We start from the raw sequence: 23,065 nt of genomic DNA, 5'->3' as shown, positions 1-23,065 counted from the left end.
GTCGCACACGACGGGGGTGGAGGCGGGCGGAATGTCCATGACGGACTCCTTCACAGGTGGGTTGCCGGTGGTCTTGTGGCGCCTACACCTCAGACCATAAAGTCTGGACCGTACTCCAGAGTCAAGAGGTGAGGTGGCGTGAGAATCGGGCAGGTCGCGAGCGAGGCCGGGGTCAGCGTGGACACAGTGCGCTTCTACGAGCGGCGCGGGGTGCTGCCCGCCGCCGGGCGCAGGCCGTCGGGGTACCGCGTCTTCGACGCCACGGCGGTGGAGCGGATCCGGATGGCCAAGGCGCTGCAGGAGCTGGGCCTCACCCTGGACGAGGTGATCGACGCGCTGGCCGCGCACGATGCGGGCGGGGCAACCTGCGAGAGCGAGCGGTGGCGGCTGGAGGCGGTGGTGGACCGGATCGACGCCAAGATGGCCGAACTGGTCCGAGCCCGGCGCGCCGCCGTGGAGAGCCTGGAAGACTGCCGAGCCGGCCAGTGCCGGTTCGCGCAAGCCTCGTGCCGATAAGCCGCAGCCCGGCCTGCTGCGGGCTGATCCTGGCCCGGCGGGAGGTCAGGAACTCACGGATCTGGCGGCGGTTGTCCACACTCCTCAACCATGCGGCCTTTCACCTGGCAGGGGTGCCCTGTCAGTACACCTTTCACCAATGCCTTCCTCGCGGTCTGACCAGCGCATTTCATGGGCAGGTGACCAGCGTGCCCACCCCGCTGTGGGACGCATCTGCGAGGCGTACCTGCAGGTGGCGCCCGGACGGCCGCGCAGCGGTCTGCCCGATCGGTGCCGGTGTCGAGCGGGCCTGGGCTGCTGAGCACCAACGGATGCTGGACAACACGCTCAAGGAGTGAACGATATGCGTGGTGTAGTGCTGTACGCCCCCGGCGATGTCCGGGTGGAGGAGGTCGCCGACCCGAGGATCACCGCCCCGACGGATGCGATCATCCGGCTGTCGGCGTCCTGTGTCTGCGGCTCGGATCTGTGGCCCTTTCGCGGGGTGGACTCCGTCGAGCAGCCGATGCCGATGGGGCACGAGTACGTCGGGATCGTCGAGGAGGTCGGCAGCGAGGTCAAGAACGTCAAGCCCGGCCAGTTCGTCGTCGGCTCGTTCGTCGCCTCCGACGGCACCTGCGAGATCTGCCGCTCGGGCTACCCCTCCTCCTGCGTCCACCGCGTGTTCATGAACGAGGTCGGCACCCAGTCCGAACGGGCCCTGATTCCGTACGCCGACGGCACGCTCGTGGCCACCCCGGGGATGCCCGACGCGGAGCTGATCCCCAGTCTGCTGGCCGCCTCCGACGTACTCGGCACCGGCTGGTTCGGCGCGGTGGCCGCGCAGGCCGGCCCCGGCAAGACGGTCGCGGTCGTCGGCGACGGCGCGGTCGGCCTGCTGGCGGTGCTGGCCGCCAAGCAGCTAGGTGCCGAGCGGGTCATCGCCATGAGCCGGCACGAGAGGCGGCAGAAGCTGGCCCGGGAGTTCGGCGCCACCGACATCGTCACCGAGCGCGGGGACGACGGCGTGGCCCAGGTCAAGGAACTGACCGGCGGCATGGGCGCCCACTCGGTCGTCGAGGCGGTCGGCACCCAGGAATCGATGCAGCAGGCCATCCGCGCCGCCCGCGCCGGCGGCCACGTCGGCTTCGTGGGCGTCACCCACGACGTCGCGCTCAGCGGGGAGGAGCTCTTCTTCGCCCAGGTCAGCCTGCTCGGCGGTCCGGCCCCGGTGCGCCGGTTCCTGCCCGAGCTGATCGAGTTGATCTGGGACCGGAAGATCGACCCCGGCAAGGTCTTCGACCTCACCCTGCCGTTGGAGCAGGCCGCCGAGGCCTACCGGGCCATGGACGAACGCCGCGCCGTCAAGGCCCTGCTGCGCGTGTGATCCCACCCGGTGGCTGCTTGTCCGGCGACACGCTCCGCCGCCCAGGCAGCCACCGGCCGCACGCCTCGATCAACTCATGCCGGACAGCCCGCGCATGGCGGCCGAGCCCAGGGGAGTTCCACGCCGTCCCGGACACCGGCCACGTGGACCTGTACGACAAGACGGAACTCATCCCGTTCGACCAGCGGGAGACGTTCTTCAACGGTATGGCGTGACTGTCGGGCGACGCCCTCTGGCCTCGGCGTTGACCCGGAGGGCCCGCCACACGGACGCGAGAGGATTGACATGGCACTGATTCTGGTGACCGGGGCATCCAGCGGGCTCGGGCACAACACGGCTAACGCGTTGAGCGAGGAGGGGCACGACGTGGTCGTGCACGCCCGCAACCCGGCCCGGCTCACCGGTGCGGATGACACCGCCCGGTGGAAGGGCGTCGTCATCGGGGATCTCGCCGATCTGGACGAGATCCGCGGCGTTGCCCGGCAAGCCTCCAGGTTCGGCCGCTTCGACGCCGTCATCCACAACGCCGGCACCATGCAGTCGCCCGAAGCGATCACCGTCAACACCGTCGCGCCGTACGTGCTGACGGCCCTGATGGACAAGCCGGCCAGGCTCATCTATCTCAGCAGCTCCATGCACCGCACCGGCTCGACCGACCTGCGACGGCTTGCCGCCGGCACCGCTGCCTACGACGACAGCAAGCTGTGGGTCACCACCCTCGCGCTTGCGCTCGCGTCCCGGTGGGCAGGGACCTCGAGTCATGCGGTCGACCCCGGGTGGGTCCCCACTCGGATGGGCGGTGCCGGCGCACCGGATGACCTGACCGCCGGGCACCAGACACAGGTGTGGCTCGCCACCCACCAGGACGTGACCCCGGGAACCGGCGGCTACTGGTACCACCAGCAGGTGCAGACACCACACACCGCAGCGCGAGACGAAGATTTCCAGGCTCACCTCATTCACGTCCTGGAGAGCCACACGGGCGTCCCCCTCGACTGACCGGCGACGCCGGTCGGAGATAGTAGTCGAGCGAATCGGTCCGGACAGGCCGGCCCGTGCGCTCGTAAGGCCCTCCCGGTGGAAGGCTGCGTTGAGTCGAGATCGAAGCTTCCGCGCTCTCGAAACAGGTCACCATCCTGGAGGCCGCTGGCTACGTGAAAGCCACCAAGGGATACGTCGGCAAACGTCCCCGCACATGGCTCAGCATCACCGGCGAAGGGCGGGCGGCCTTCGCCACCCACTGCGCAGCACTCCGCAAGATGGTCGAGGGCGTGTAGCTGTTCGAGCCTCTGGGCGCTGCTACTTCTCGCCGACATTCCGGGCCAGATTCGAAGCGCCCGTCACGGCTGCGGCAGGGAGGCGTCATCGGCTCGTAAGATCCGGACCTGCCGCCCAGGCCTATCCTCACGGCGTGGTGAGAATTCGTGTAATGGCCGCCGTCGTGGCGGCAGGCCTGTTGACCGCTGCGTGCGGCGCCTCTGATGAGGTGAGTCGTAGTGATGCGCCGTTGTCGTCGACCGTGGCGCCGACCACCCCCGCACCCCCGGCGACGGCCTCGAGCCGGGGGAGCGTTCCGGAGGCCTTGCGGTTCACCGCCACCACATTGGGTGGGCAGAAGTTCGACGGTGCGAGTCTGGCGGGCAAGCCGGTCGTGTTCTGGTTCTGGGCGCCGTGGTGTCCCAAGTGCCAGTCCGAGGCTCCAGCCGTCAAAGCGGCCGCCGGAAGATACGCCGACGTCGCCTTCGTGGGGATCGCCGGCCTGGACAGCGAGGCGGCGATGAAGGACTTCGTGCGGCGTACCGGGACCGGCACCTTCGTGCAGTTGTCAGATGAGAAGGGCGCGGTGTGGACCCGGCTCGGGGTCAGCCAGCAGTCCACCTTCGTGTTCATGAAACCGGACGGATCAACCGAGAAGGCTTCCGGACCGCTCGACTCCGATGAGCTCGATCGTCATGTCGCCAAGCTCCGCGCCGCCTAGCGCGCCGCGCACGGTCAAGGGCCGGCCATGACCGGTGACCTGCCGCTGGCGCTGGCCCTGACCGCGGGCCTGGTGGCGGCGTTCAACCCGTGCGGGTTCGCGCTGCTGCCGGCATACCTCACCATGCTGATAGCCGATGACCGGCCGACCGGAGACGGCGGTGTCCGTACTCGTGGCCCATTGGCGCGGGCGCTACTGCTCGGGGCGGCCATGACCGCGGGGTTCGTCACGGTCTTCGGGGTGTTCGGGCTGGTGGTGACGCCGCTGGCGGTGTCGGTCGGCCAATATCTGCCATGGGTGACGATCCTGATCGGCGTCGCTCTCGCCGGGCTCGGGCTGTGGTTGCTGACCGGCAGGGAATTGCTGATCCGAACGCCCCGGCTGGCCACCGGCCGGCCCATCGCCTCCTTTCCCTCGTTGTACGGATACGGTCTGAGCTACGCCGTGGCCTCGCTGTCATGCACCATCGGCCCGTTCCTCGCGGTGACCTCGGCCTCGCTGGCCGCCGGCGGAATCCTGGGTGGCCTGATGGTCTTCGTCGCCTATGGGCTCGGCATGGGCTTGGTCGTCGCCGTGCTGTCGCTGGTGGTGGCGCTGGCCCGGTCGGCGGTGGTCGCCCGTACGCGGGCGATGTTGCCCTATGTGTCGCGGATCAGCGGCGGGCTGCTGGTGCTGGCCGGCCTGTACGTCGCCTACTACGGCTGGTACGAGGTGCGCGTCTTCGCCGGCGCCTCGCCACGCGACGTGATCATCGACGTTACGACCGCGGTGCAGGGCACCATCGCGCGATGGCTGGAATTCCTCGGCCCGGGCTGGATCACCCTCGCACTCGCCCTGCTCGTGGCGACCGTCCTGGTGGTACGCATCGTCCGGCGCGGCGCACCCCGGCCCAGGAGCTGACCGTCGGGCAGACCTGCGAACCCGTCACCAAAGTGCTCGGCACCCAACCGCCTGCGCCGGAACTGCTGATCCGATCTCCCGATTCGATGTCCTCTTGCGCCTGCGCGGGGAAGGGGCCAACGGTAGAGGATCGTCCAGCACGGCATTCGCGACGACCTCACCGCCCGAGCTGCACACCATCCAGCACCGCGCCTTCACCGGGGACGCGCACCGACCACGGCGCGCCCGACGCCGTCACCTCCAACGGGGTTCGTTGCAAAAGTGAACAGTCGGGAGAGGGCGACTCGGTCAGCCTCCGCCCTTGGCTTCGAACACCCGATCGTATGGTTGAGAAAGTAAACAACCTGATAGAAATACTCAACCACCGCCGCTAAACTGGACTCATGCGTTCGTACCGTCAGTACTGTTCGATGGCGCGCGCCCTGGATCTGATTGGCGACCGCTGGACCCTGCTGATCGTCCGCGAACTCCTCACCCAAGGCCCCTGCCGCTTCTCCGACCTGCGACGCGGGTTGCCCGGCATCGCCAGCAACCTGCTGGCCGAGCGCCTGCGCGAGATGGAGTCGGCCGGACTGATCGGCCGGCACGATGAGCCGCCACCGGTCGCCGCGACGCTGATCAGCCTCACCGACCGCGGCCGGGACCTCAGCGGCGTCGTCCGCGAACTGACCCGCTGGGGCGCACCCTTGATGATGGCTCCGCCGGACAACGACGAGTTCAGGGTGCATTGGTTCTCGCTGCCGCTGCGCTTTCTGTGCCGCGACGGCGCACCCGACGAGCAGGCTACCGTCGTGCGCCTCGGCGACCCGTACGACGGCTGCGACATCATCGCCGAAGGCGGCCGAGTCGACGTGCGCCCCTGCTCACCTGATCGCCAACCCGATACCACCGTCACCGCGCCACCCGAGGTGCTCGTTCAGCTCTTCACCGGGCAGGTGAGCGTGCGGACGGCGACGACCAGGGGGCTGGTCGTCAACGGCTCCACCACGGCACTCGACCGCATTCTTCCCGGGAGAGGACAGACTGATGGCTGACCGGCAGGAAGCACCCAACCGCGACCTCCTCGACCTGGTCGCCGAAGACTTCACTGACGACCACGACGTGTTCATGGGGACGATGTTTCGCAGCCCCGGCCTCCGGGTCGGCGGCAAAATATTCGCCTTCCTGGGTCATCACGGTCAGCTCATCGTGAAGCTCCCGAAGGATCGCGTCGGCGAATTCCTCGACGTGGGAACCGCTGAGGAAGTCGTCATGGGAAAACGGACGATGCGTGAGTGGATCGCGTTTCCGGCCCAAGAGGACCACGAGGCGACACTCGCACTGTGGCGAAGCGTGGCACAGGAAGCCCATCAATACGTCGACTCTCTACGGCAATCGACATGATCGGCCCGGTCGACGTCTTCGCTCTGGGTCGGCGGCTTGTTCGCTGGTTTTTCCGATGCGGCCGCGTAGCGCGCGCATCCGCTTGGGCGGAAGTGCGGCTGCAGCAGCGAGCGCATCCGCCGGTGGTCGGCCTGCTCGGTGTCGAAGGTGTCGAAGTCGCCCAGTGGGCCGCCGAACAGCCGCTGGTGGCCAGGTAAAGTCCCCAGGTCTTCGTAACGGTGGCACCCGCGGTCTGGGCGGACGTCAGTCCCAACCCAGGCGTTGCTCTAGCAGCGCCTGCTGAGCCGGGTTGGCGGTCAGCTCCAGCGCCCGCTCAACGGCCCGGCGCCCCTCCTCTTGTCGCCCCAGATCGCGCAGCAGTTCGGCTCGAGTGGCGTGGAAGAGCGGGTAACCCTCCAGCACGTCGCCGAGGTCCATCAGCTCGGCCAGCGCCGCCTCCACGCCCATCGCGTAGCGCACCGCGATCGCCCGGTGCAACCGGGTGACAGGCGAGGGCGCTTGATGCAGCAGCATGTCGTAGAGCACGAGGATCTGCGCCCAGTCGGTGTCGGCGAAGGTCTTGGCCTCGGCGTGACAGGCCACGATCGCCGCCTGCAACTGGTACGGGCCAGGCCGATGATGGGCGCGCGCGGTCCGCATCAGCAGTGCGGTCGCCTCCCCGATGGCCTGGCAGTCCCACAACGAACGGTCCTGGTCGGCAAGCAGCACCAACCGTCCCTCGGCGTCGAAACGGGCCGCGCCGCGCGCACGGTGCAGCCGGATCAGTGCCAGCAGCCCGGCCACCTCCGGCTCCTTCGGCATCAGGTTCGCCAGTAGCGCGGCCAGCCATTCGGCGTCGTCGACAAGGTCGCGCGCCTGGGCTCGTTCGGCCGTGCTGGACAGGTAGCCCTCGTTGAACAGCAGGTAGATGACCGCCAGCACCTCGCCCAGCCGCTCCGGCAGTTCCTCCTCCACCGGGATGCGGTAAGGGATCCCCGCCTCGCCGATCTTCCGCTTTGCGCGCGTGATCCGTTGCGCCACGGTGGTCTCGGGCACCACGAACGCTGCGGCGATCTGGGCCGTGGACAGCCCGCACACGACGCGCAGCGTCAGCGCGATCTGGGCGCTGCGTGACAGCGCCGGGTGGCAGCACGTGAAGATCAGCCGCAGCCGATCGTCGCGTGTGGTGGGTTGCGGCCAGGTGAGCTGGGCGAGCTTGGCGCGATAGTTCGATTCGCGCCGCAGCACATCCAGACCGCGCCGCCGGGCCACGGTGAACAGCCAAGCGTCCGGCCGTTCCGGGACGCCCTCTGCCGGCCAGCGGCGCAACGCGGTCTCGATCGCGTCCTGCACCAGGTCCTCGGCGGCGGAGAAGTCGCCCAGCAGGGACACCAGGGAGGCGGCCAGGCGGCCCGCGTGCTCGCGCACCACGCGGGCCAACGCCTCCTGGCTCGCCTGCGCGCCTTCGGGCTCACCTGTCGAGGCGGTCATGAGGCGGGACGGATCTCCACGATGGGGCAGGCAGGCCAGGTACGGGCCAGCGCCAGCGCCTCGTCCAGGTCCGCCACCTCGACCTCGGCGAACCCGCTGACCACCTCCTTGCCCTCCACGAACGGCCCATCGGTGACGACCGGATCTCCCTGATCCAGCCGCACGGTGGTCGCGGTGTGCACGGGGTGCAGGTGCGTGTGGTGGGTGATCTTGTCGGTGTTTTCGGCAAACCAGCGGCCCACCGCCTCGTAGGCGGCCTGCTGCTCCAGCTCGCCCATCGCCGCCAGTTCCTTGGCGAACTGTTCGGTTTCGACGAACATCAGCACGTATTTCATGCCGGAACTCCTCGGTCCTGTCGTATGAGCGGGTGTAGGGCGGTGTGCTGTCAGCTTGCCGGGAGGGTGGCGTACAGGTCGACACCGTTGCCGTCCGGGTCGGCCACGGTGGCGTAGCGCATGCCCCAGAACGCGTCGAAGGGATCGGCGATCCCGCGGTAGCCGGCCGCGACCAGCTCGGCGTACTTGGCGTCTACCCCAGCTGGGGTCTCGAACTCGAAGCACAGCAGGGTGCGCGGTCCGCCGGTCGGCGCCGTCCAGCCGGGCAGGAACGGGGTGCGAAAGCCCTCGGTGTCCAGCATCACATGCAGCCCGTTCGGCAAGTCGCAGCCGGCGTGCTCGGGCGAGTGGGGGTCGAGCTTGAACTCCAGCCCGAGCCGGGCGTAGAAGGCGATCGTCGCGTCCATGTCGGACACCACGATGTCGATGGTGTTCAGGGTCGGATTCATGATTTGCTCCTGTCGATCGGTCGCTGACGATTTCTCCAGGCCGTCGCGGTTGCGCCTGGCACGACGTCACCCGGCCCGCGACCGGGCATAGCCGCTCACGGCCCTCCCCTCAAAGACGATTGGCCGAGCCCTCGATACGACACGGGCGCCAAAATCTTCGCCCACCGGAGTCGGCCAAGGTGATTGCCAAGGTGGTGGGCTGCTCCCGCGCCATGACGACACCGCTTTCCGCACCAACGATGGCCGGCGTCTACCCCGCGCTCGCCCGCGAGCGGCGTCGGTCAGCTGAACGACTCAACGCCGGCGCTGAGGACGGTGACTCGAGGGGCTCGCGGATCCCTGTGAGATGGCGACGCTTGAAGACGTGTAGTCGATCCGGTCTCCCGAAGTGACGAAACGATCTGCGGGCCATGGGGCGGCCTGGTCCGCCGGCTCAGCGGGCGGCTCGAAGCGGCCGCCGCCGGCGGGCTCCTCCGGTATACGAACGCTCACCGCTATCTCCGGGGGATCATGAACCTCATGCCGCAGCGGTGAGGCGCGGCACCCCGCACAAGGCGGACGATGCCCGCAACCTGGCGGACAGGCGCGCGCTGAGCTGGGCAAAAGCCTCGGCAGGACGCCGCCGATTTCCCGTGCGCCCAGACCCTAGACCTTCGAGGCCGGCTTCCAGTCCTGGACGAGGAGCCCGAGCAGCACCTCGTCCAGGAACTCGCCCATCACCCAGGCCGAGGAGCGCAGCACGCCCTCGCGGACGAAGCCGTTGCGCTCGGCGGAGCGCAGCATCGCGGCGTTGTCCGAAAGCGTCTCGATCTGCAGTCGCTGCAGGCCGCGCACGACGAAACCGTAGTGGCACAGCACCGCGACCACGTCGGTGCCGTAGCCCTTGCCGCGGGCCGACGGCAGCAGCCCCAGCCCGATGTGCGCGGACCGGTTGTGGTTGTCGATGCCCCACAGCGTCGCGGTGCCGACCAGCGTGCCGCCGTCCAGCTCCACGACCGAGAACGGGACGTGCCCTTGCTCCCTGTCGTCCACCACGAGCCGCGGATCCTTCGAGCCGGGTGTGATCGGCCGCCACGGCCGGCCTTCGGCCCGCGAGGAGTTGACCACGTCGTCGTAGAGCTCGGCCAGCAGGATCGGAATGTCGTCCTCGTACCGGGCCCTGAGCCCGACTTTGTTACCTCTTAGCATGCAGGCTTCCTATCCGACCGGGCTGTCCGGCGGCAAACCAAGCCCATCCTGACCGGTGCTCTCGACCGAGTTCGCAGACAGTCACGCTGTGCCTCATCCGCCACAATTCGAGTGCACCATGAGCGCGGCCGGGTGTTGCATGAGTCAGATGATCGACGAACCGCTGGAACGACTCCGCGCCGCCGCCCGACGCACCCGTGAACTGGCCCTGAATCGGGCGGGCACCGGCCTGGGCCACCAGGACGCCGCCGACGCCGCCGACGACGTCGGCACGATCGGGACGGACGATGCCCTCGGGTTCGACCCGTTCCCCCTGCTCGAAGCCCTCCATCACAACGGCGTTCGAGTCGTAGTGATCGGGCAAGTCGCCGGCATCATGCATGGATCCACCGAACTGACCGGCGACCTGGACCTGCTCTGGGATGGCGCCCCGGCTCACGCCCCAGCCCTGGCGGCCGCCTTCACCTCCGTCAACGCCCAACTTATTGATGAAAAGGGCAACCCCGTACCAACTCGTCCCGACTCCTTTCTCCGCCCTAAAGTGCAGTTCACCTCACCCGGAGCCAGCGGCGACTGCTGCACCCCAGCGCTTCCCTGGGGCAACCTTCGAGTCCGAGAGTTCCTCGACCGCGCGATCACCGCAGTCGACCCGGGCGGCCTGGAAGTTCACTACGTCTCCCGAAAAGACCTGATCCAGATGCGTCGCGCCATAGGCCGCCCCAAGGACCTCCGCCGAGCAGACGAACTGGACTCGTTCGCCCCAGACCGCCGAGGTTGACGGTCCACCTCCAACTCTGCCGAAGGCCGTTAGGGGGATTAAGGCACCTTCTCAGACCAGCAGTCCCAGAATTTTGGGCGTTTCCCGGGCCGTGAGATGCCCGAGAAGGTGAGCGATCTCAGAAGCAGAGGGGGACCGTTCCCGACGTCCCGGTGTCCAGACCGCGCTCGGTGGGCTACAGCGGTCCGCGGTGCCAGGGGCCGCGGATGGCGTAGGTGCGGCCGGGCGGCTCCAGTGCGGTGGTGCTGCCCAGGTTGTTGACGAACAGCGTCGAGCCGTCGGGGCTGAAGCAGGCGCCGGCCAACTCGCTGTCGTCGCTGATGTTGACGGCGAACTCGAACGGCTGGCCGCCTGGGTCCAGGCCGATCAGCCGGTTGACGTTCTCCAGGCCGGGCGCGAGCGGGTGCGGGTCGGCGTCGGCGTCGGAGGCGTCGTCCTCGCAGAGCACGATGCCGCCGCGCGGGGTGAAGGTCAGGTTGTCCGGCGAGTCGAGCTCCTTGCGGCCCGGTGACTCGTACACCAGCACCAGGGTGCCGCCGTCGCGGCGGCTGGGGATGTACTGCCAAACCTGGCCGTAACCCTCGACGTATCCGTCGGCGTTGGGCGGGTCGCCGTTCTTGGCGTCGCCGCCGCTGGTGGAGTTGAAGAAGATGCTGCCGTCGCCGTACCAGCAGCCTTCGAGGCGGTTGAACTTGGCGCCGCCCTTGGCCAGGCCCTGCTGGGTGCAGGTCTGCGCGCCGTTCTCGAGGTCGGGGTCGGGGTCGTCGATGCGCACCCATTCGACCGGGAGTCGGGCGCCCATCTTCTGGCCTTCGCGGCAGTCGTAGTTGTCGACGCCTCTGATCTTGAGCATTTCCAGGACGCCGCCGGCGGCCAGGTTGCGCGGGTCCGTGGGGCGGAAGCGGTAGAAGCCGTCGGGCTTGCCGGAGTCGTCTTCGGTCTCGTACACGTAGCCGGTGCGTGGGTCGACCGCGATGGCCTCGTGGGAGAAGCGGCCCATTGCGGTTAAGGGCTGGGATGCGGCGGGCTTGCCGGGTTCGGGGCCGTTCAGCGGCACCTCGAAGATGTAGCCGTGCTTCTGCCGCCAGCCCTGGTTGGGGCCGGCCGTGGTCTCTTCGCAGGTCAGCTAGCCGCGCTGGTGCAGCATCATGCCGCCGGCACAGTTGACGATCGTGCCGTTGAGGCTGACGAAGTGCCGGAGCACCTCGCCGGTGCGCAGGTCCACCTCCAGCGTGGTGGTGCCGGCGACGCCCAGTTCGTCGTAGCGTTCGGAGCCTTCGACGTGCACCCGGCCGGTCGGGGCGCCGGGTGTGGTGCGTACCTCGTGGTTGCGGATGAGCCGGACGGTGTGGCGGCGCGTGCCGGGGAAGGCGGCCATGCCGTCGTGGGCGATCGGCGTGGCGACGCCGTCGGTCATGGGCGTGCCGGTCTTGCCGAGGACGACGTAGGAGAATCCGGCAGGCAGGGCGAGCAGTTCCTCGCCGGTGTTGCGGGACTTGGTACGGCGCAGCTCGCCGTAGCCGAGCTTGTCCGGGTTGACGGGGGAGCGGCCGGCCTCGGCCCAGGCGGCGTGCGCGCCGAGCGTGTTCATCGCGACGCCGGCGGCCAGCGCGCCGCCTGTGGTGGTCAGGAAGGACCGGCGGTCAACGGAAACCATGATGATTCCCCTCAGGACGGTCAAACACCTACATGTCTATACGGTGACCATTTGGTGAACAAGGGCTTACGTACGGAACCCTGTTCCCTGCAGGCGCTACGTCCGCGCGAGTCAATGGCGGGCCGCATGTTGCAGCGCATCCCATGAGCTGCCCGGAGGAGGGCTGCAGGAAAGATCCAGATCGATGATCGGCGCAGTAGAGCGCGCATCGCGCTTCGCTGATTAGAGATCTGGCAAATTAGTTCGGTGTCTAACCTGTGTGCGACAGGTCAGGTCGGCGTTCGTCTGCGTGGCGTTCATCGTGGCGTGTCCCTGTCGATATTCATGGATGTCAATATTGATGCTCATGAATACGTTGGAGGTCCTGGAGTGCTGCTCGCCGTTGGCGCGTGAGCCGCTGGCCGAGGATCAGGCGGTGGGGTTGGCGCGGGCGTTCAAGGCGCTGGGGGATCCGGTACGGCTGCGCATCGTGTCCCTCGTGGCCGGCCACGAGGGCGGCGAGGCATGTGTGTGCGACCTGACGGCGAGCTTCGACCTGGCTCAGCCGACGATCAGCCATCATCTCAAGGTGCTCAAAGACGTCGGCCTGCTGACCAGCGAGCGGCGGGGCTCGTGGGTGTACTACCGGATCGTGCCCGACCGGCTCGCCGAGCTCGGGGCGCTGCTGGCGGCACCCGTCCAGGCGACCGCCGAGGTCGACCGGTGAGGCGCCGGCTGCTGGCCGAGTTCCTCGGCACCGCGCTGCTGGTGACGGTGGTGGTGGGGTCGGGGATCATGGCCCAGACGCTGTCGCCGCGTGACGTGGGCCTGCAACTGCTGGAGAACTCCACCGCCACCGTCTTCGGCCTGGCCGTCCTCATCGTCGTGCTGGGCCCGGTCTCCGGAGCGCACTTCAACCCGGTCGTGTCCCTGGCCGACTGGTGGCAGGGACGCCAGAGCGGCCACGGCCTGTCCGGCGGCGAGCTCGGCGGCTACGTGGTCGCTCAGGTGCTGGGCGCGGTCGGCGGTGCGGTGCTGGCCAACGCGATGTTCGACAAGCCCGTGATCGCCTGGTCGAGCACGCCGCGATCGAGTCCGCATCTGTGGCTGGGGGAGGTTGTCGCCACTGCGGGCCTGGTGCTGGTGATCTTCTGTCTGACCCGCTCGGGACGTACGGCCGTCGCGCCGCTGGCGGTGGGCGGCTACATCGGGGCGGCGTACTGGTTCACCTCCTCCACCAGCTTCGCCAACCCCGCGGTCACCGTCGGCCGGGCGTTCTCCGACACCTTCGCCGGCATCGCCCCCGCCTCGTTGCCCGGCTTCATCGCCGCCCAGGCGGTCGGCGGCCTGATCGGCCTGGCGCTGGTGCACGGCCTGTTCGGTCGCCCAACGGTGCGCACCGAAGGGCCGGTCGTCCCGCATGAAGGCACCCGCTGAACATCGGCCGCTTGACGCCCGCAGATAGCTCAATAATCATTGACTCAATGGATGTTGACGGGTTTGGCTCGTTGGAGGCCCGGGCTCGGGTGCATGCGGCGCTCGGCGACCCGGGTCGGCTGGCCATCGTGGACCGGCTGCTGATGGGCGACGCCTCTCCGGGCGAGCTCGGCCAGGTGCTGGGCATGCCGACCAACCTCCTCGCCCACCACCTGAAACTGCTGCAGGAGGCAGGCGTCGTCGAGCGCCGCCGCTCCGAGGGCGACCGCAGGCGCACCTACCTACGCCTGATCCCCCGATCCTTGTCCGGCCTCGTGCCCGCCACCATCCGTCGCGCCCCGCGCATCGTGTTCGTCTGCACCCACAACTCCGCCCGCTCCCAACTGGCCGCCGCCCTGTGGGGCCGTGCCAGCGCCGTACCGGCCGCCTCGGCAGGCACGTCACCCGCACCGCGCGTCAACCCCCGCGTCCTCGCCTTGGCCGCCCGCCACGACCTGGACCTCGCCCGCGCCACGACCCGGCACGTGGATCAGACGCTCCGCCCCGGAGACCTGGTCGTGGCCGTCTGCGACGCCGCCCACGAGCAGCTCGCCGGCCTCGACCGGCTGCACTGGTCCATCCCCGACCCGGTCCGTGCCGGCAGCGACGAGGCGTTCGAGCAGGCCTACACCGACATCGCCGACCGCGTCCAACGGCTGGCACCCGCCATCCGCCCCCCGAAGGAGTGAGCCGTGTCGCAGACCCACCACCACCCCGGCCTGTCCGTCGACCAGCAGCACGCCCTGCTCACCGCGGCCCGCCGGCTGGCCGGCGAATTCACCGGCACGTTCGGCACCGAGACCATCGAACGGTTCCTGCACACCAGCTACGACCAGTTCGCCGCACACAGCACGATCCCCAACTACCTGCCGCTGCTCGCCGAACGCTTCGCCCGCCAGCGCCTGCACGCCCTGGCCCGCCTGGAAGGCCACCGCGACGGGCGGCCCATCGTGCTGTTCATGTGCGTGCACAACGCCGGCCGCTCCCAGATGGCCATGGGCTTCTTCCGGCATCTGGCCGGAGACCGTGCACGGGCCTGGTCCGGCGGCTCCGAATTCGCCACCGAGATCAACCCTGCCGCGGTCGCCTCCATGGCCGAACGAGGCATCGACATCTCCAAGGAGTTCCCCAAGCCGTGGACGGAGGAGATCGTCCGCGCCGCCGACGTCGTGGTCACCATGGGCTGCGGCGACGCCTGCCCGGTTTACCCCGGCAAGCGGTACCTGGACTGGGAGCTGGACGATCCCGCGGGTAGGAGCCTTGAGGACGTGCGACCCATCCGCGACGAGATCGAGCGCCGCGTCCGCGACCTGCTCGACGAACTCGAAGTCCCTGCAACCTGAGAAATGGAGCCCTTTGCGTGAACGACAAGCCCAGCGTGCTGTTCGTGTGTGTCCACAACGCCGGCCGCTCCCAGATGGCCGCCGGCTGGCTGGCCCACCTGAGCGGAGACCGTATCGAGGTCCGTTCCGCCGGCTCGGCCCCCGCTGACCAGATCAATCCGGTCGCCGTCGAAGCCATGCGCGAGGTCGGTGTCGACCTCACCGGCCAACAGCCCAAGATCCTCACCGTGGACGCGGTCGAAGCCTCCGACGTGGTCATCACCATGGGTTGCGGCGACGCATGCCCGATCTTCCCCGGCAAACGCTACGAGGACTGGAAACTCGACGATCCGGCCGGACAGGGCATCGAGTCCGTACGGGCGATCCGCGACGAGATCCGCAGCCGGATCGACACGCTCATCAAGGAGCTGTTGCCGGGCAACTAGCACGGCGAAGAAGGGACGGGCGGGTGGTGTCCGTCCTGGCGGCCTTCACGATCACTCCGACTCGGGCCTGTGCCGCGACGCCACCCGGGCAGGCCGCCATGATCGGCCGGGATCAGGCCTCGGGCCCATCGCCGGCTCTGCTCGGCCTCAGGGGGAGGAATCTCGGTCGCACCCGCAGCCCGCTTCAGCCTCGTGATTGGTGCCCGACTGTGCGGTGGCCGGGGACTGCGGTGGGGGTGGACAGCAGGCATTGAGGCCGGCTTGCAGATCTGACAGTGCTTTGCCGATGCGGAGCGGGTCGGCGCGGTAGTAGGCCGTCTTCCACTCCCGGCGGGAGGGGAGCACGCCGCCGTCGCGCAACGTCGCCAGATGGGTGGAAGTGGCCGACAGGCCAGCGACATGCGCGCGGCGGCCTCGTTAACGGTCAGCTCGGCGCCGTTCGTGCTCATGGTCATGGCATCGCCACACCATCATCATATTGTCATTTCTTGATGTGAGGATATGATGTGGATCGTGACTACCTCCGACGAGCCGAAGACCCATGATGTCGTGGTCATCGGCGGCGGCCAGTCCGGCCTGGCGGCCGCCCGAACCCTGCTGGACGCCGGCCTGACTCCCGTACTGCTGGAAGCGACTGATCAGGCCACCGGCTCGTGGCCGCGCTACTACGACAGCCTCACGCTGTTCTCCCCGGCCCGCTACAGCTCCCTGCCCGGCATGGCCTTCCCCGGCGATCCGCACCGCTACCCGCACCGCGACGAGGTCGTGGACTACCTGACCCGCTACTCCCGCGACCTCGCCCGCCGGGGAGTGGAGATCCGTACCGGTGCCCGCGTGGTCTCCGTGGAACCCGATGGGCAGGCCGGCGAAGAGGGCTTCACCGTACGGCTGGCCAACGGCACCGCGCTGAACGCGCCCGGCGTGATCGCCGCCACCGGCTCGTTCGACAACCCTCACCTGCCCCGCTTCGAAGGCCAGGCCGGCTTCGCAGGGGAGATCCTGCACGCGGCCACGTACATAAATCCGGAGCTGTACGCCGGCAAGCGGATCGTCGTGGTCGGCGCCGGCAACTCCGCCGTCCAGATCGCCTACGAGCTGGCCGAGATCGCCACGGTGACGCTGGCCACCCGGGAGCCGATCCGCTTCCTCAACCAGCGTCCGCTGGGCAAGGACGTGCACTTCTGGTTCAGCGTCACCGGGTTCGACCGCCTGCCCGCCCGGCTCGTCAGCGCTCCGCCCACCGGCCCCGTGCTCGACGAGGGCGTCTACCGGCAAGCGCTGCTGAACGGCCGCGTCGACCGGCGGCCGATGTTCACCCGCCTCGACGGAGACGCGGTGGTGTGGGCCGCCGGCCACCGCGAACGCGTCGACGTGGTGCTGCCGGCCACCGGATACCGGCCACACCTGGACTACCTGCATGGTCTTGGCGCCTTGGATGACAGCGGCCACCCCCGCCATGACCGCGGCCTTTCCACCACCCACCCCGGCCTCGGCTTCCTCGGGCTGGAATGGCAGCGCAACCCGGCCTCCAACAGCCTCCGCGGAGTGGGCCGCGACGCCCGCTACCTGGTCGGCAAGCTGAAGAGCCACCTGAGCGCGCGCCGCCATCGCACGGCGGCATAACGCCCGAGGTGACGCTCGGCTTGGCCGTACGGCGCTCCTGCCGCCGCCAGTTGCAGGTCGTCCGGTCGCTGATCACCAGGTCGTGGGCGAGCTCCTTGATGGTCCGACCGGCCTTGAGCAGATCAAGGACCTTGCGGCGGAACTCGGGGGGATAGCTCCTGGGCATGCCGACCTCTCTGGAGCTCCTTCTTCGGGGGCCGTCGGATTCTCCTGACCCGGGAAACTCTTCGACGCTTCCTAATGGTTGCCTCCACGCAGAGCCGATCACTACTCTGAAAGGAGCGTGCGAGGGCGCTGCCAGTCCGCGGGCAGGGATTTTCCCACCTCGAGCAGCACGTCAGCGCACTGGACAAGACCAACCTCTTTCCGGCCGGGCAAGCGGACCTCGGCGACGAAGGAGGTTGCGATGTCCGTTCGTCATTTTGAGCTGCCGGCCCATCCGAACCTGGAGTACTACCGCAAGCAGGCCAAGCACCTGCATCACGCGTACGTGGCGGGCGATGCGGCAACCGGAGCCCGGGTCGCCGACGTGCTGGGCGATCGAGCCGCCGAGCGGTTCCTGCTCAGCGACGCCCTGTTCGTGCTCGCTCAGGAACACGGATTCCGGACCTGGGCCGAGTTCCGCGCCCACGTCGAAAGCCGCGGCACCACCGAGGAACGGCTGGTCTCCCGCCTCATGGGGATCAGGCCGGACATCTACGCCTCGATGGCCGACGCCCTCCTCGTCGAGTTGCGCCGCGACGATCCCGGCGCGCTGCGACGGTTGCGGGCGTACGTGCCCCGGCACGCCACCGCGACCTCCGCGGCGACCGCCGAGCTTCGCGACGCGCGGCTGATCATCGCGCGGGAGCTCGGCTTCCCGACCTGGCAGGAGCTCGTGTCGTTCACCGAGAAATCCCGGCGCGATCTCGGCGAACGTCGGGAGAAGCGGCGGCAGCTGCACCGCGAGGCCGAAGCCCTGCTGGCCGGCGATACCGATCGGCTGGCCGGTGTGACCGACGAGCAGGCCGACACCCTGCTGCACATGCTCGCGGGCTTCGACACGATCCCCGGCGCCCGGCTCGGCAAGGCGCTCGGCGTGCCGCGCGCCGCAGTCGATGTCCTGCTCGGCAAGGCCACCGACCTGGATCTCCCGCTCGCCTGGGCTGCCCGCTTCAACCGGGTCGAATACGTGCGGCTGCTGCTGGAGGCCGGCACCGACCCTGGCATCCGGAAATGGGGCATCACCCCGCTGGAGGACGCCATTTACCGCGACAACACGGAGGTCGTCGACCTGCTCGCCGGGCACGCCATCGTCCCGCGGGCGCTCTGGACGTATGCCGCCTGCGGCAGGCTGGATCTGGTGCGGGCCTGTTTCGACGCGGACGGCAGGCTCCGGCCGGACGCCGCGTCGGCGCGCCCCGACCTCGCCGACACCGGCGCGGGCTTTCCGTCTCGGCTGCCGGCGACCGATGATCCGGAGGAGATCGTGGGAGAGGCGTTCGTCCATGCCTGCCAGCACGGCCGGATCGAGGTCGTGCGCTGGTTCCTGAACCGCGGCGTCCATCCCGACGTCGCACCCTACCTGGGGCGCACCGGCCTGCACTGGGCAATCCCGGGCGGTCGTCTCCACGTGATCCGCCTGCTCCTGGAGCGCGGTGCCGACCCCTCCATCCGCGACGATCTCCTCCAAGCCGACGCCGACGGCTGGCTGCGCATAGCCTTCGCCGCTCGCCTGCACGATCCCGTGACGCAGCAGCTCCACGATCTGATCGAGTCTCGATCGCGCTGAGTTGCCGCTGCGGGTCCGGGCTGCCCACCGCACGTATCGCCCTGGCTCTCTTCGGCTTCGAGCCCACGCGGGACTCGCCTCCGACCTTCGGGTCCGCCCGGGCGATGGTTGTCTTGAGCCAGGGTCCCGCGATGGCGATGGCGATCGCGATGGAGGATGAGTCGGCGGCGATGCGGGCGGAGGGTTCCTGGCCCAGGAGGAGGTCATGGCCGAGGCGGTCAGCTCATCGTGTCGGTCAGCCCGACCGGCACCATATCGACGACCTGATCGGCATCGGGCACCGAGCGCTCCCGGGAACCGAAGAGCTGTCGGACGTCGGCGCGATGGGCCTTGATCGTCCGGCCGTCCCGCTCATGGACGTGGCGTAAGTACTGACAGGTCTTCGAGCTGAACCCAGAAATTGGCTACGGCTTGGATCGGCCGAAGATTTCCGCTACGGCCATCACCCCGCGCGCAGCCGCGCCAGGTGGTAGTCGAGCAACGCGGCAACCTCCTCGGGCGTGTAGTGCCCGACCAGGGTGGCGTTCACGACGCCTTGCGCGAAGGCGTACAGGATGCTCGCCTCCTTGCCGGCATCCAGGTGGGCGGCGAGTTGCCCGGCGGTCTGGGCGGCCCTGATCTGCTCGGCGAAGAAGGACAGCAGGAGCGGCAACCCGAGCCGCATCGCGGCCGCCTGGTCCTCGGACACCACCGAGCTCGCCTGGAACGCCAGCCCGATGCGGTTCAGATAGCTGCGCTCCTCGTCCAGTGGCAACAGCTCCAGCACGGTCGCCCGCAGCACGTCGAGCGGCGTGGACTGGTGCGCGGCCACGGCAGCCACCCGTTCCCCGATCCAGATCCCGATGCGTTCCAGCGCCAGCAGCAGCATCTGGTCCTTCGTCGTGACGTAGTACTGCACCGCCCCCATGGACATCCCGGCCTCGGCAGCGACCACCCTCAGGCTGACGCTCTCCATGCCCTTGTCGTGGATGACGCGGTGCACGGCCTCGGCGATGTGTCGCCGCCGGGCCTCGTGGTCGACGATCTTCGGCATATCTCGCCACTTTCTCATGCGAGTGCATGGCAAAACCATCGTTCTCGTTTATCATGCGACTGTATGACAAAAGGGAGTGGCGGGGGCGATCTGGATGCGGGTTCTGATCATCGCAGTCGGCACGCGCGGGGACGTGGCGCCGTACACGGGGCTGGGGGTGCGGTTGCGCGAGGCCGGGCACGAGGTGACGATCGCCGCGCACGAGCCCTACGCGGAGCTGGTGACCGATGCGGGCCTGGAGTACATACCACTTCCCGGAGACCCGCTCCCCGCGCTGACCGGCCGTCTCGCCGTACGCATCAGCGCCTTCAAGGAATACAGCGAGCAACTCATGGAGGGCATGGCCGAGCTCGCCGGGCACAAGGCCGACCTGCTCCTGCTCGGCATGGCGGGCGCGCTGGGCTGTCACGTCGCCGAGGCGATGGGCGTGCCGAGCATGGGGGTGCACCTGCAGCCGATCGACCCCACGGGGGACTTTCCGCCGGTCATGAGCCTGTTCCACCGGTCGCTCGGGCGGTGGGGGAACCGCGGGGCGGCCCGGCTCGCGTTCGAGTTGCCCGCCGCCGGCCCGCTGCTCGCCGGGTTGAGCACCAAGATGCGGGCCCGGCTGGGGCTGCCCCCGATGACCCCGCGTGCCCTCTACGGCGCCGGGAGACCACGCGCTGGCCGGTCTTCCACGGGGTCAGCCCGCTGGTGCTGCCGCGCCCGGCCGACTGGCGGCCCGGGCTGGAGATCACGGGTTACTGGTGGCCGCTCCGGCCACCGGGCTGGCAGCCGGATCCGGTGCTGCGTGACTTCCTGGCGTCGGGGCCCACACCGGTTTTCGTCGGCTTCGGCAGCCTGGCGGGCACGCGGGCCGAGCAGTACACGGAGCTGGCCCTGCACGCGCTGCGGCGGGCCGGGTTGCGCGGTGTGTTGCAGACCGGCCTGCGGGGACACCTCTCGGACGATGTGCTGGCGGTCGGCGACGTGCCGCACGACTGGTTGTTCCCCCGGATGGCCGCCGTCGCCCACCACTGCGGCGCCGGCACCACCGGGAGCGGGGTGCGGGCGGGGGTGCCCGCCGTGGCCGTGCCGGTCATGCACGACCAGCCGTTCTGGGCGTCCAGGCTGACGGCACTCGGCGTGGCTACGGCCGCGATCCCGTCTCGCCGCCTGACGCCCGCACGGCTGGCCGCCGCGCTCACCACCGCGGTCACCGACCCGGCCTACCGGCAGCGGGCCCAGGCCCTGTCGGTCCGGGTCTCGGCAGAGGACGGCGCGGCCCCCGTCGTCGAGGCGGTGAACCAGCTCCGGGTTACCCGAGGGCCCGGCCGCCGACCAAGGTGACAGGTCGCACTGGAGGCGCGCCTTGCCGTCCTGGACAGCGACCGCATCAACTGGATCAGGAAGGCGTCGCGGGCGTGCCGAGCCAGGCCGAGCAGCACCCCGATCTCCTCATCCGACAGCCACTCATAGCCCGAATGAGACCCGGAACTTATAACGCACCACATCCCGGATCAGAGGCGGATGTTGGCGGCGATCGGTAGGTGGTCGCTGCCCGTCCTGGAGAGCGATTGCATCTCGGTCACCGTCATCGCGCGGCTCAGGATCTGGTCGACGCGCGCCAGCGGGGCGCGGGCCGGCCAGCTGAAGGCGAAATCGCGAGGTGGGGCGGTCATCAGCGAAAGGACCGGGCGCAACCCGCGGTCGTCGACGGTGCTGTTGAGGTCGCCGAGCAGGAGGATGCGGTCGATTGGTTCGGCGGCCAGCACCGCGCCGAGCCGGCGGGCGCTCTCGTCTCGGCGTACGGAGTCGAATCCGCCCAGACCGATTCGCACCGAGGGTAGGTGAGCGACGTAGATCGCGATGTCGCCGTGCGGGGTGCGGGCGACCGCGCGCAGCCCCCGGTTCCAGTCAGGGCCGACGTCGTGCGGGCGGATGTCCACCGGGGCCGCCTCGGCAAGGGGGTGGCGGGACCAGAGGCCGACCGTGCCGTGCACCGTCCGATACCGATACTCGGCGCGCAGCGCGGCGTCCCAGGTCGGCAGGGCTGCTGGTACGAGCTCCTCCAGGCCGATCAGGTCCGGCCGGGCCGCGATCAGCGCGCGCGCTGCGCCGGCCGGGTCGGTGTTCTCGTCACTGACGTTGTGCTGCACCGCGACCAGGTGATGTGGCTGCTCCTCTTGGGGCAACACATGCCCGCCGAACTGGACAAGCCAGGCGGCGGCCGGCAACAGCGCGGCCAGCGCGCTCACCGCGGAGCGCCGCCACCAGGCCAGGCCGAGCAGCACGGGAACAATCAGCGCGAGCCACGGCAGGAACGTCTCAACCAGGCTGCCGAGGTGGCCGATCCCATTCGGCACGGCCCGGGGGAAGGCCAGGACGGTGGCGGTCAGCGCCGCGAGTGCGAGCAGGACGACACGGAAGATCGGCACGGCGCGATCTTCGCAGGCTTCCGCCACTTCCGGTATCGCCTACGTCATTCGCACGTGAACGATGATGCGCAGAGGCCGCAGCCGTTCCGGGCGGTAGATGTCAGGAGCGAATCGACCAGGCGCTTTTCCTTCAGGATGCGGCAGCGAGGAGCGTCTTGACGTCCACGGGCTCACGGACGTACCCGTGCTCCCGCATGAGGTCGGCCATCCGCTGAAGTACCGAGCAAGCTCCTGATCGCATCTTCGCAGTTGAGGGTGTGGCGCCCAGAATATGGAGCTGGTGGACGGTTGGATGTGAGTCGTCAGGAGGTGCGAGCGTCGTAGTTCTCGTGGTTTGCCAGGACCTCGGTCATGTGCGCCTGCGCCCAGGTTCTGAGCCCGCGCGTCATGTGGTGGAGCGAGAGACCAAGGTCGGTCAGCTCGTAGGAGACGGTGACAGGGACGGTTGGCGTCACCGTACGGGTGAGTAGACCATCGCGCTCCAGCGACCGGAGCGTCTGGGTCAGCATCTTCTGGCTGACCCCAGCCAGAAGGCGAGAGATCTCGGAGTAACGCATCGCCTTCGGAGCGTCTGCGTGTGCTGCACCGGGCTGACGAGGGCTGTTGTCGCCGCCCAGCGCACACAGGATCAGGACGACCCACTTGTCCGAGATTCGGTCGAGCAGCCGTCGGCTGGGGCATGCTGCCAGGAACGCGTTGTACTCCACCTTGGCCTGAGCCCTCTTCTGGGCCGCCTTCATCGTCGTCACTGATTCGCACCTCTCACCTATGGGGGGTTACGCACTTCCAGGTACCTACTTCCTGACAGGAAGTTTCTCTTCCATGCTGATGCAGGGCGGCAGAACGCGCCACCCCCAAGTGCACGACGAAAGGCAACAGGATGAGCACACCCTCCCTCTCTCTTCCCGGCGGCATCTGGACTCTGGGTGACCTGACCGTCACCCGGTTCGGCTACGGCGCCATGCAACTGGCCGGCCC

The 23,065-nt window shown here is 68.9% G+C and carries 26 protein-coding genes and 3 pseudogenes; 20 read left to right on the top strand and 9 right to left on the bottom strand.

Annotated features, from left to right (window positions below):
- The first annotated feature begins 138 nt into the window (after positions 1–138).
- The 10 genes from ETD86_RS36865 to ETD86_RS36820 all read left to right on the top strand — a co-directional run bounded on the left by ETD86_RS36865 (position 139) and on the right by ETD86_RS36820 (position 6,340).
- Positions 139–516, top strand: a complete 378-nt coding sequence (locus ETD86_RS36865; protein ID WP_138671270.1) for a MerR family transcriptional regulator — start codon at positions 139–141, stop codon at positions 514–516.
- A 343-nt stretch (positions 517–859) separates the two neighbouring features.
- Positions 860–1,882, top strand: a complete 1,023-nt coding sequence (locus tag ETD86_RS36860) for a zinc-dependent alcohol dehydrogenase family protein (RefSeq protein ID WP_138671269.1) — start codon at positions 860–862, stop codon at positions 1,880–1,882.
- Positions 1,879–2,097, top strand: coding sequence for a hypothetical protein (locus ETD86_RS36855; protein ID WP_138671268.1), 219 nt, complete (start codon positions 1,879–1,881; stop codon positions 2,095–2,097). The genes ETD86_RS36860 and ETD86_RS36855 overlap by 4 nt, the downstream gene beginning before the upstream one ends.
- 70 nt (positions 2,098–2,167) lie before the next feature.
- On the top strand, positions 2,168–2,881 hold the full coding sequence (locus ETD86_RS36850; protein ID WP_138671267.1) for an SDR family NAD(P)-dependent oxidoreductase: 714 nt from the start codon (positions 2,168–2,170) through the stop codon (positions 2,879–2,881).
- A gap of 101 nt (positions 2,882–2,982) precedes the next feature.
- Entirely contained in the window at positions 2,983–3,159 is a 177-nt protein-coding gene (locus ETD86_RS36845) for a transcriptional regulator (RefSeq protein ID WP_138671273.1), read from the top strand.
- A 152-nt stretch (positions 3,160–3,311) separates the two neighbouring features.
- Positions 3,312–3,860, top strand: coding sequence for a redoxin domain-containing protein (locus tag ETD86_RS36840; RefSeq protein ID WP_170223459.1), 549 nt, complete (start codon positions 3,312–3,314; stop codon positions 3,858–3,860).
- A 27-nt stretch (positions 3,861–3,887) separates the two neighbouring features.
- Complete coding sequence (locus ETD86_RS36835) at positions 3,888–4,760, top strand: cytochrome c biogenesis CcdA family protein (RefSeq protein ID WP_138671265.1); 873 nt, start codon at positions 3,888–3,890, stop codon at positions 4,758–4,760.
- Between the two features lie 410 nt (positions 4,761–5,170).
- Positions 5,171–5,794 (top strand): winged helix-turn-helix transcriptional regulator, encoded by a 624-nt coding sequence (locus ETD86_RS36830; protein ID WP_211370550.1) that lies wholly within the window; start codon positions 5,171–5,173, stop codon positions 5,792–5,794.
- Positions 5,787–6,143: a hypothetical protein gene (locus ETD86_RS36825; protein WP_138671263.1), complete on the top strand. Its 357-nt coding sequence runs from the start codon at positions 5,787–5,789 to the stop codon at positions 6,141–6,143. Before ETD86_RS36830 ends, ETD86_RS36825 begins: the two co-directional genes overlap by 8 nt.
- On the top strand, positions 6,140–6,340 hold the full coding sequence (locus ETD86_RS36820) for a hypothetical protein (RefSeq protein ID WP_138671262.1): 201 nt from the start codon (positions 6,140–6,142) through the stop codon (positions 6,338–6,340). Before ETD86_RS36825 ends, ETD86_RS36820 begins: the two co-directional genes overlap by 4 nt.
- Before the next feature lie 46 nt (positions 6,341–6,386).
- On the opposite strand, the gene ETD86_RS36815 is transcribed toward ETD86_RS36820, so the two are convergent.
- The 4 genes from ETD86_RS36815 to ETD86_RS36800 form a co-directional block, all read right to left on the bottom strand.
- The gene (locus ETD86_RS36815) at positions 6,387–7,613 is read right to left on the bottom strand and encodes an RNA polymerase sigma factor (RefSeq protein ID WP_138671261.1); all 1,227 of its coding nucleotides are present in this window, start codon (positions 7,611–7,613) and stop codon (positions 6,387–6,389) included.
- Entirely contained in the window at positions 7,610–7,948 is a 339-nt protein-coding gene (locus ETD86_RS36810; RefSeq protein ID WP_170223458.1) for a YciI family protein, read from the bottom strand. Before ETD86_RS36810 ends, ETD86_RS36815 begins: the two co-directional genes overlap by 4 nt.
- A gap of 50 nt (positions 7,949–7,998) precedes the next feature.
- The gene (locus ETD86_RS36805) at positions 7,999–8,397 is read right to left on the bottom strand and encodes a VOC family protein (protein WP_246148765.1); all 399 of its coding nucleotides are present in this window, start codon (positions 8,395–8,397) and stop codon (positions 7,999–8,001) included.
- Between the two features lie 645 nt (positions 8,398–9,042).
- The gene (locus ETD86_RS36800; protein ID WP_138671259.1) at positions 9,043–9,585 is read right to left on the bottom strand and encodes a GNAT family N-acetyltransferase; all 543 of its coding nucleotides are present in this window, start codon (positions 9,583–9,585) and stop codon (positions 9,043–9,045) included.
- Between the two features lie 148 nt (positions 9,586–9,733).
- Between ETD86_RS36800 and ETD86_RS36795 the strand changes: the two genes are divergently transcribed.
- Positions 9,734–10,363 (top strand): hypothetical protein, encoded by a 630-nt coding sequence (locus tag ETD86_RS36795; RefSeq protein ID WP_246148763.1) that lies wholly within the window; start codon positions 9,734–9,736, stop codon positions 10,361–10,363.
- A gap of 175 nt (positions 10,364–10,538) precedes the next feature.
- Here the strand turns inward: ETD86_RS36795 and ETD86_RS57415 are convergent.
- Positions 10,539–11,954: pseudogene (locus ETD86_RS57415) on the bottom strand (alkaline phosphatase PhoX).
- 412 nt (positions 11,955–12,366) lie between these two features.
- Between ETD86_RS57415 and ETD86_RS36785 the strand changes: the two are divergent.
- The 6 genes from ETD86_RS36785 to ETD86_RS36760 all read left to right on the top strand — a co-directional run bounded on the left by ETD86_RS36785 (position 12,367) and on the right by ETD86_RS36760 (position 16,866).
- Entirely contained in the window at positions 12,367–12,726 is a 360-nt protein-coding gene (locus ETD86_RS36785; RefSeq protein WP_138671257.1) for an ArsR/SmtB family transcription factor, read from the top strand.
- Positions 12,723–13,436, top strand: coding sequence for an MIP/aquaporin family protein (locus tag ETD86_RS36780; RefSeq protein ID WP_211370547.1), 714 nt, complete (start codon positions 12,723–12,725; stop codon positions 13,434–13,436). The genes ETD86_RS36785 and ETD86_RS36780 overlap by 4 nt, the downstream gene beginning before the upstream one ends.
- A 47-nt stretch (positions 13,437–13,483) precedes the next feature.
- On the top strand, positions 13,484–14,164 hold the full coding sequence (locus tag ETD86_RS36775) for an arsenate reductase/protein-tyrosine-phosphatase family protein (protein WP_138671255.1): 681 nt from the start codon (positions 13,484–13,486) through the stop codon (positions 14,162–14,164).
- Between the two features lie 3 nt (positions 14,165–14,167).
- Positions 14,168–14,818 (top strand): arsenate reductase ArsC, encoded by a 651-nt coding sequence (locus tag ETD86_RS59730; RefSeq protein WP_342779336.1) that lies wholly within the window; start codon positions 14,168–14,170, stop codon positions 14,816–14,818.
- 17 nt (positions 14,819–14,835) lie between these two features.
- The gene (locus tag ETD86_RS36765) at positions 14,836–15,243 is read left to right on the top strand and encodes an arsenate reductase ArsC (protein ID WP_138671254.1); all 408 of its coding nucleotides are present in this window, start codon (positions 14,836–14,838) and stop codon (positions 15,241–15,243) included.
- A 513-nt stretch (positions 15,244–15,756) separates the two neighbouring features.
- The gene (locus ETD86_RS36760) at positions 15,757–16,866 is read left to right on the top strand and encodes a flavin-containing monooxygenase (RefSeq protein WP_246148760.1); all 1,110 of its coding nucleotides are present in this window, start codon (positions 15,757–15,759) and stop codon (positions 16,864–16,866) included.
- A gap of 34 nt (positions 16,867–16,900) precedes the next feature.
- On the opposite strand, the pseudogene ETD86_RS60305 reads toward ETD86_RS36760, so the two are convergent.
- Positions 16,901–17,032, bottom strand: a pseudogene (locus ETD86_RS60305) (transposase); the annotation flags it as partial.
- A gap of 240 nt (positions 17,033–17,272) precedes the next feature.
- Between ETD86_RS60305 and ETD86_RS36755 the strand changes: the two are divergent.
- Positions 17,273–18,637, top strand: coding sequence for an ankyrin repeat domain-containing protein (locus ETD86_RS36755; protein ID WP_138671252.1), 1,365 nt, complete (start codon positions 17,273–17,275; stop codon positions 18,635–18,637).
- Between the two features lie 442 nt (positions 18,638–19,079).
- On the opposite strand, the gene ETD86_RS36750 is transcribed toward ETD86_RS36755, so the two are convergent.
- On the bottom strand, positions 19,080–19,670 hold the full coding sequence (locus ETD86_RS36750; protein WP_170223457.1) for a TetR/AcrR family transcriptional regulator: 591 nt from the start codon (positions 19,668–19,670) through the stop codon (positions 19,080–19,082).
- Between the two features lie 94 nt (positions 19,671–19,764).
- On the opposite strand from ETD86_RS36750, the pseudogene ETD86_RS60300 reads away from it, so the two are divergent.
- Together ETD86_RS60300 and ETD86_RS57400 are read left to right on the top strand one after the other, a co-directional pair.
- Positions 19,765–19,944 (top strand): annotated as a pseudogene (locus tag ETD86_RS60300) (glycosyltransferase); the annotation flags it as partial.
- A 419-nt stretch (positions 19,945–20,363) separates the two neighbouring features.
- Positions 20,364–20,999, top strand: a complete 636-nt coding sequence (locus tag ETD86_RS57400) for a glycosyltransferase (RefSeq protein WP_211370546.1) — start codon at positions 20,364–20,366, stop codon at positions 20,997–20,999.
- Between the two features lie 170 nt (positions 21,000–21,169).
- Here the strand turns inward: ETD86_RS57400 and ETD86_RS36740 are convergent, their stop codons facing one another.
- Together ETD86_RS36740 and ETD86_RS36735 are read right to left on the bottom strand one after the other, a co-directional pair.
- Positions 21,170–22,087 (bottom strand): endonuclease/exonuclease/phosphatase family protein, encoded by a 918-nt coding sequence (locus ETD86_RS36740; RefSeq protein WP_138671250.1) that lies wholly within the window; start codon positions 22,085–22,087, stop codon positions 21,170–21,172.
- A 302-nt stretch (positions 22,088–22,389) separates the two neighbouring features.
- Positions 22,390–22,827 (bottom strand): winged helix-turn-helix transcriptional regulator, encoded by a 438-nt coding sequence (locus ETD86_RS36735; protein ID WP_425465678.1) that lies wholly within the window; start codon positions 22,825–22,827, stop codon positions 22,390–22,392.
- Between the last annotated feature and the right edge of the window lie 238 nt (positions 22,828–23,065).

Origin of the sequence: Nonomuraea turkmeniaca (assembly GCF_005889735.1) — a bacterium.
Lineage (GTDB): Bacteria > Actinomycetota > Actinomycetes > Streptosporangiales > Streptosporangiaceae > Nonomuraea > Nonomuraea turkmeniaca.
The sequence above is the reverse complement of the archived record's forward strand: the minus strand, read 5'-3'. Positions and strand labels throughout refer to the sequence as shown.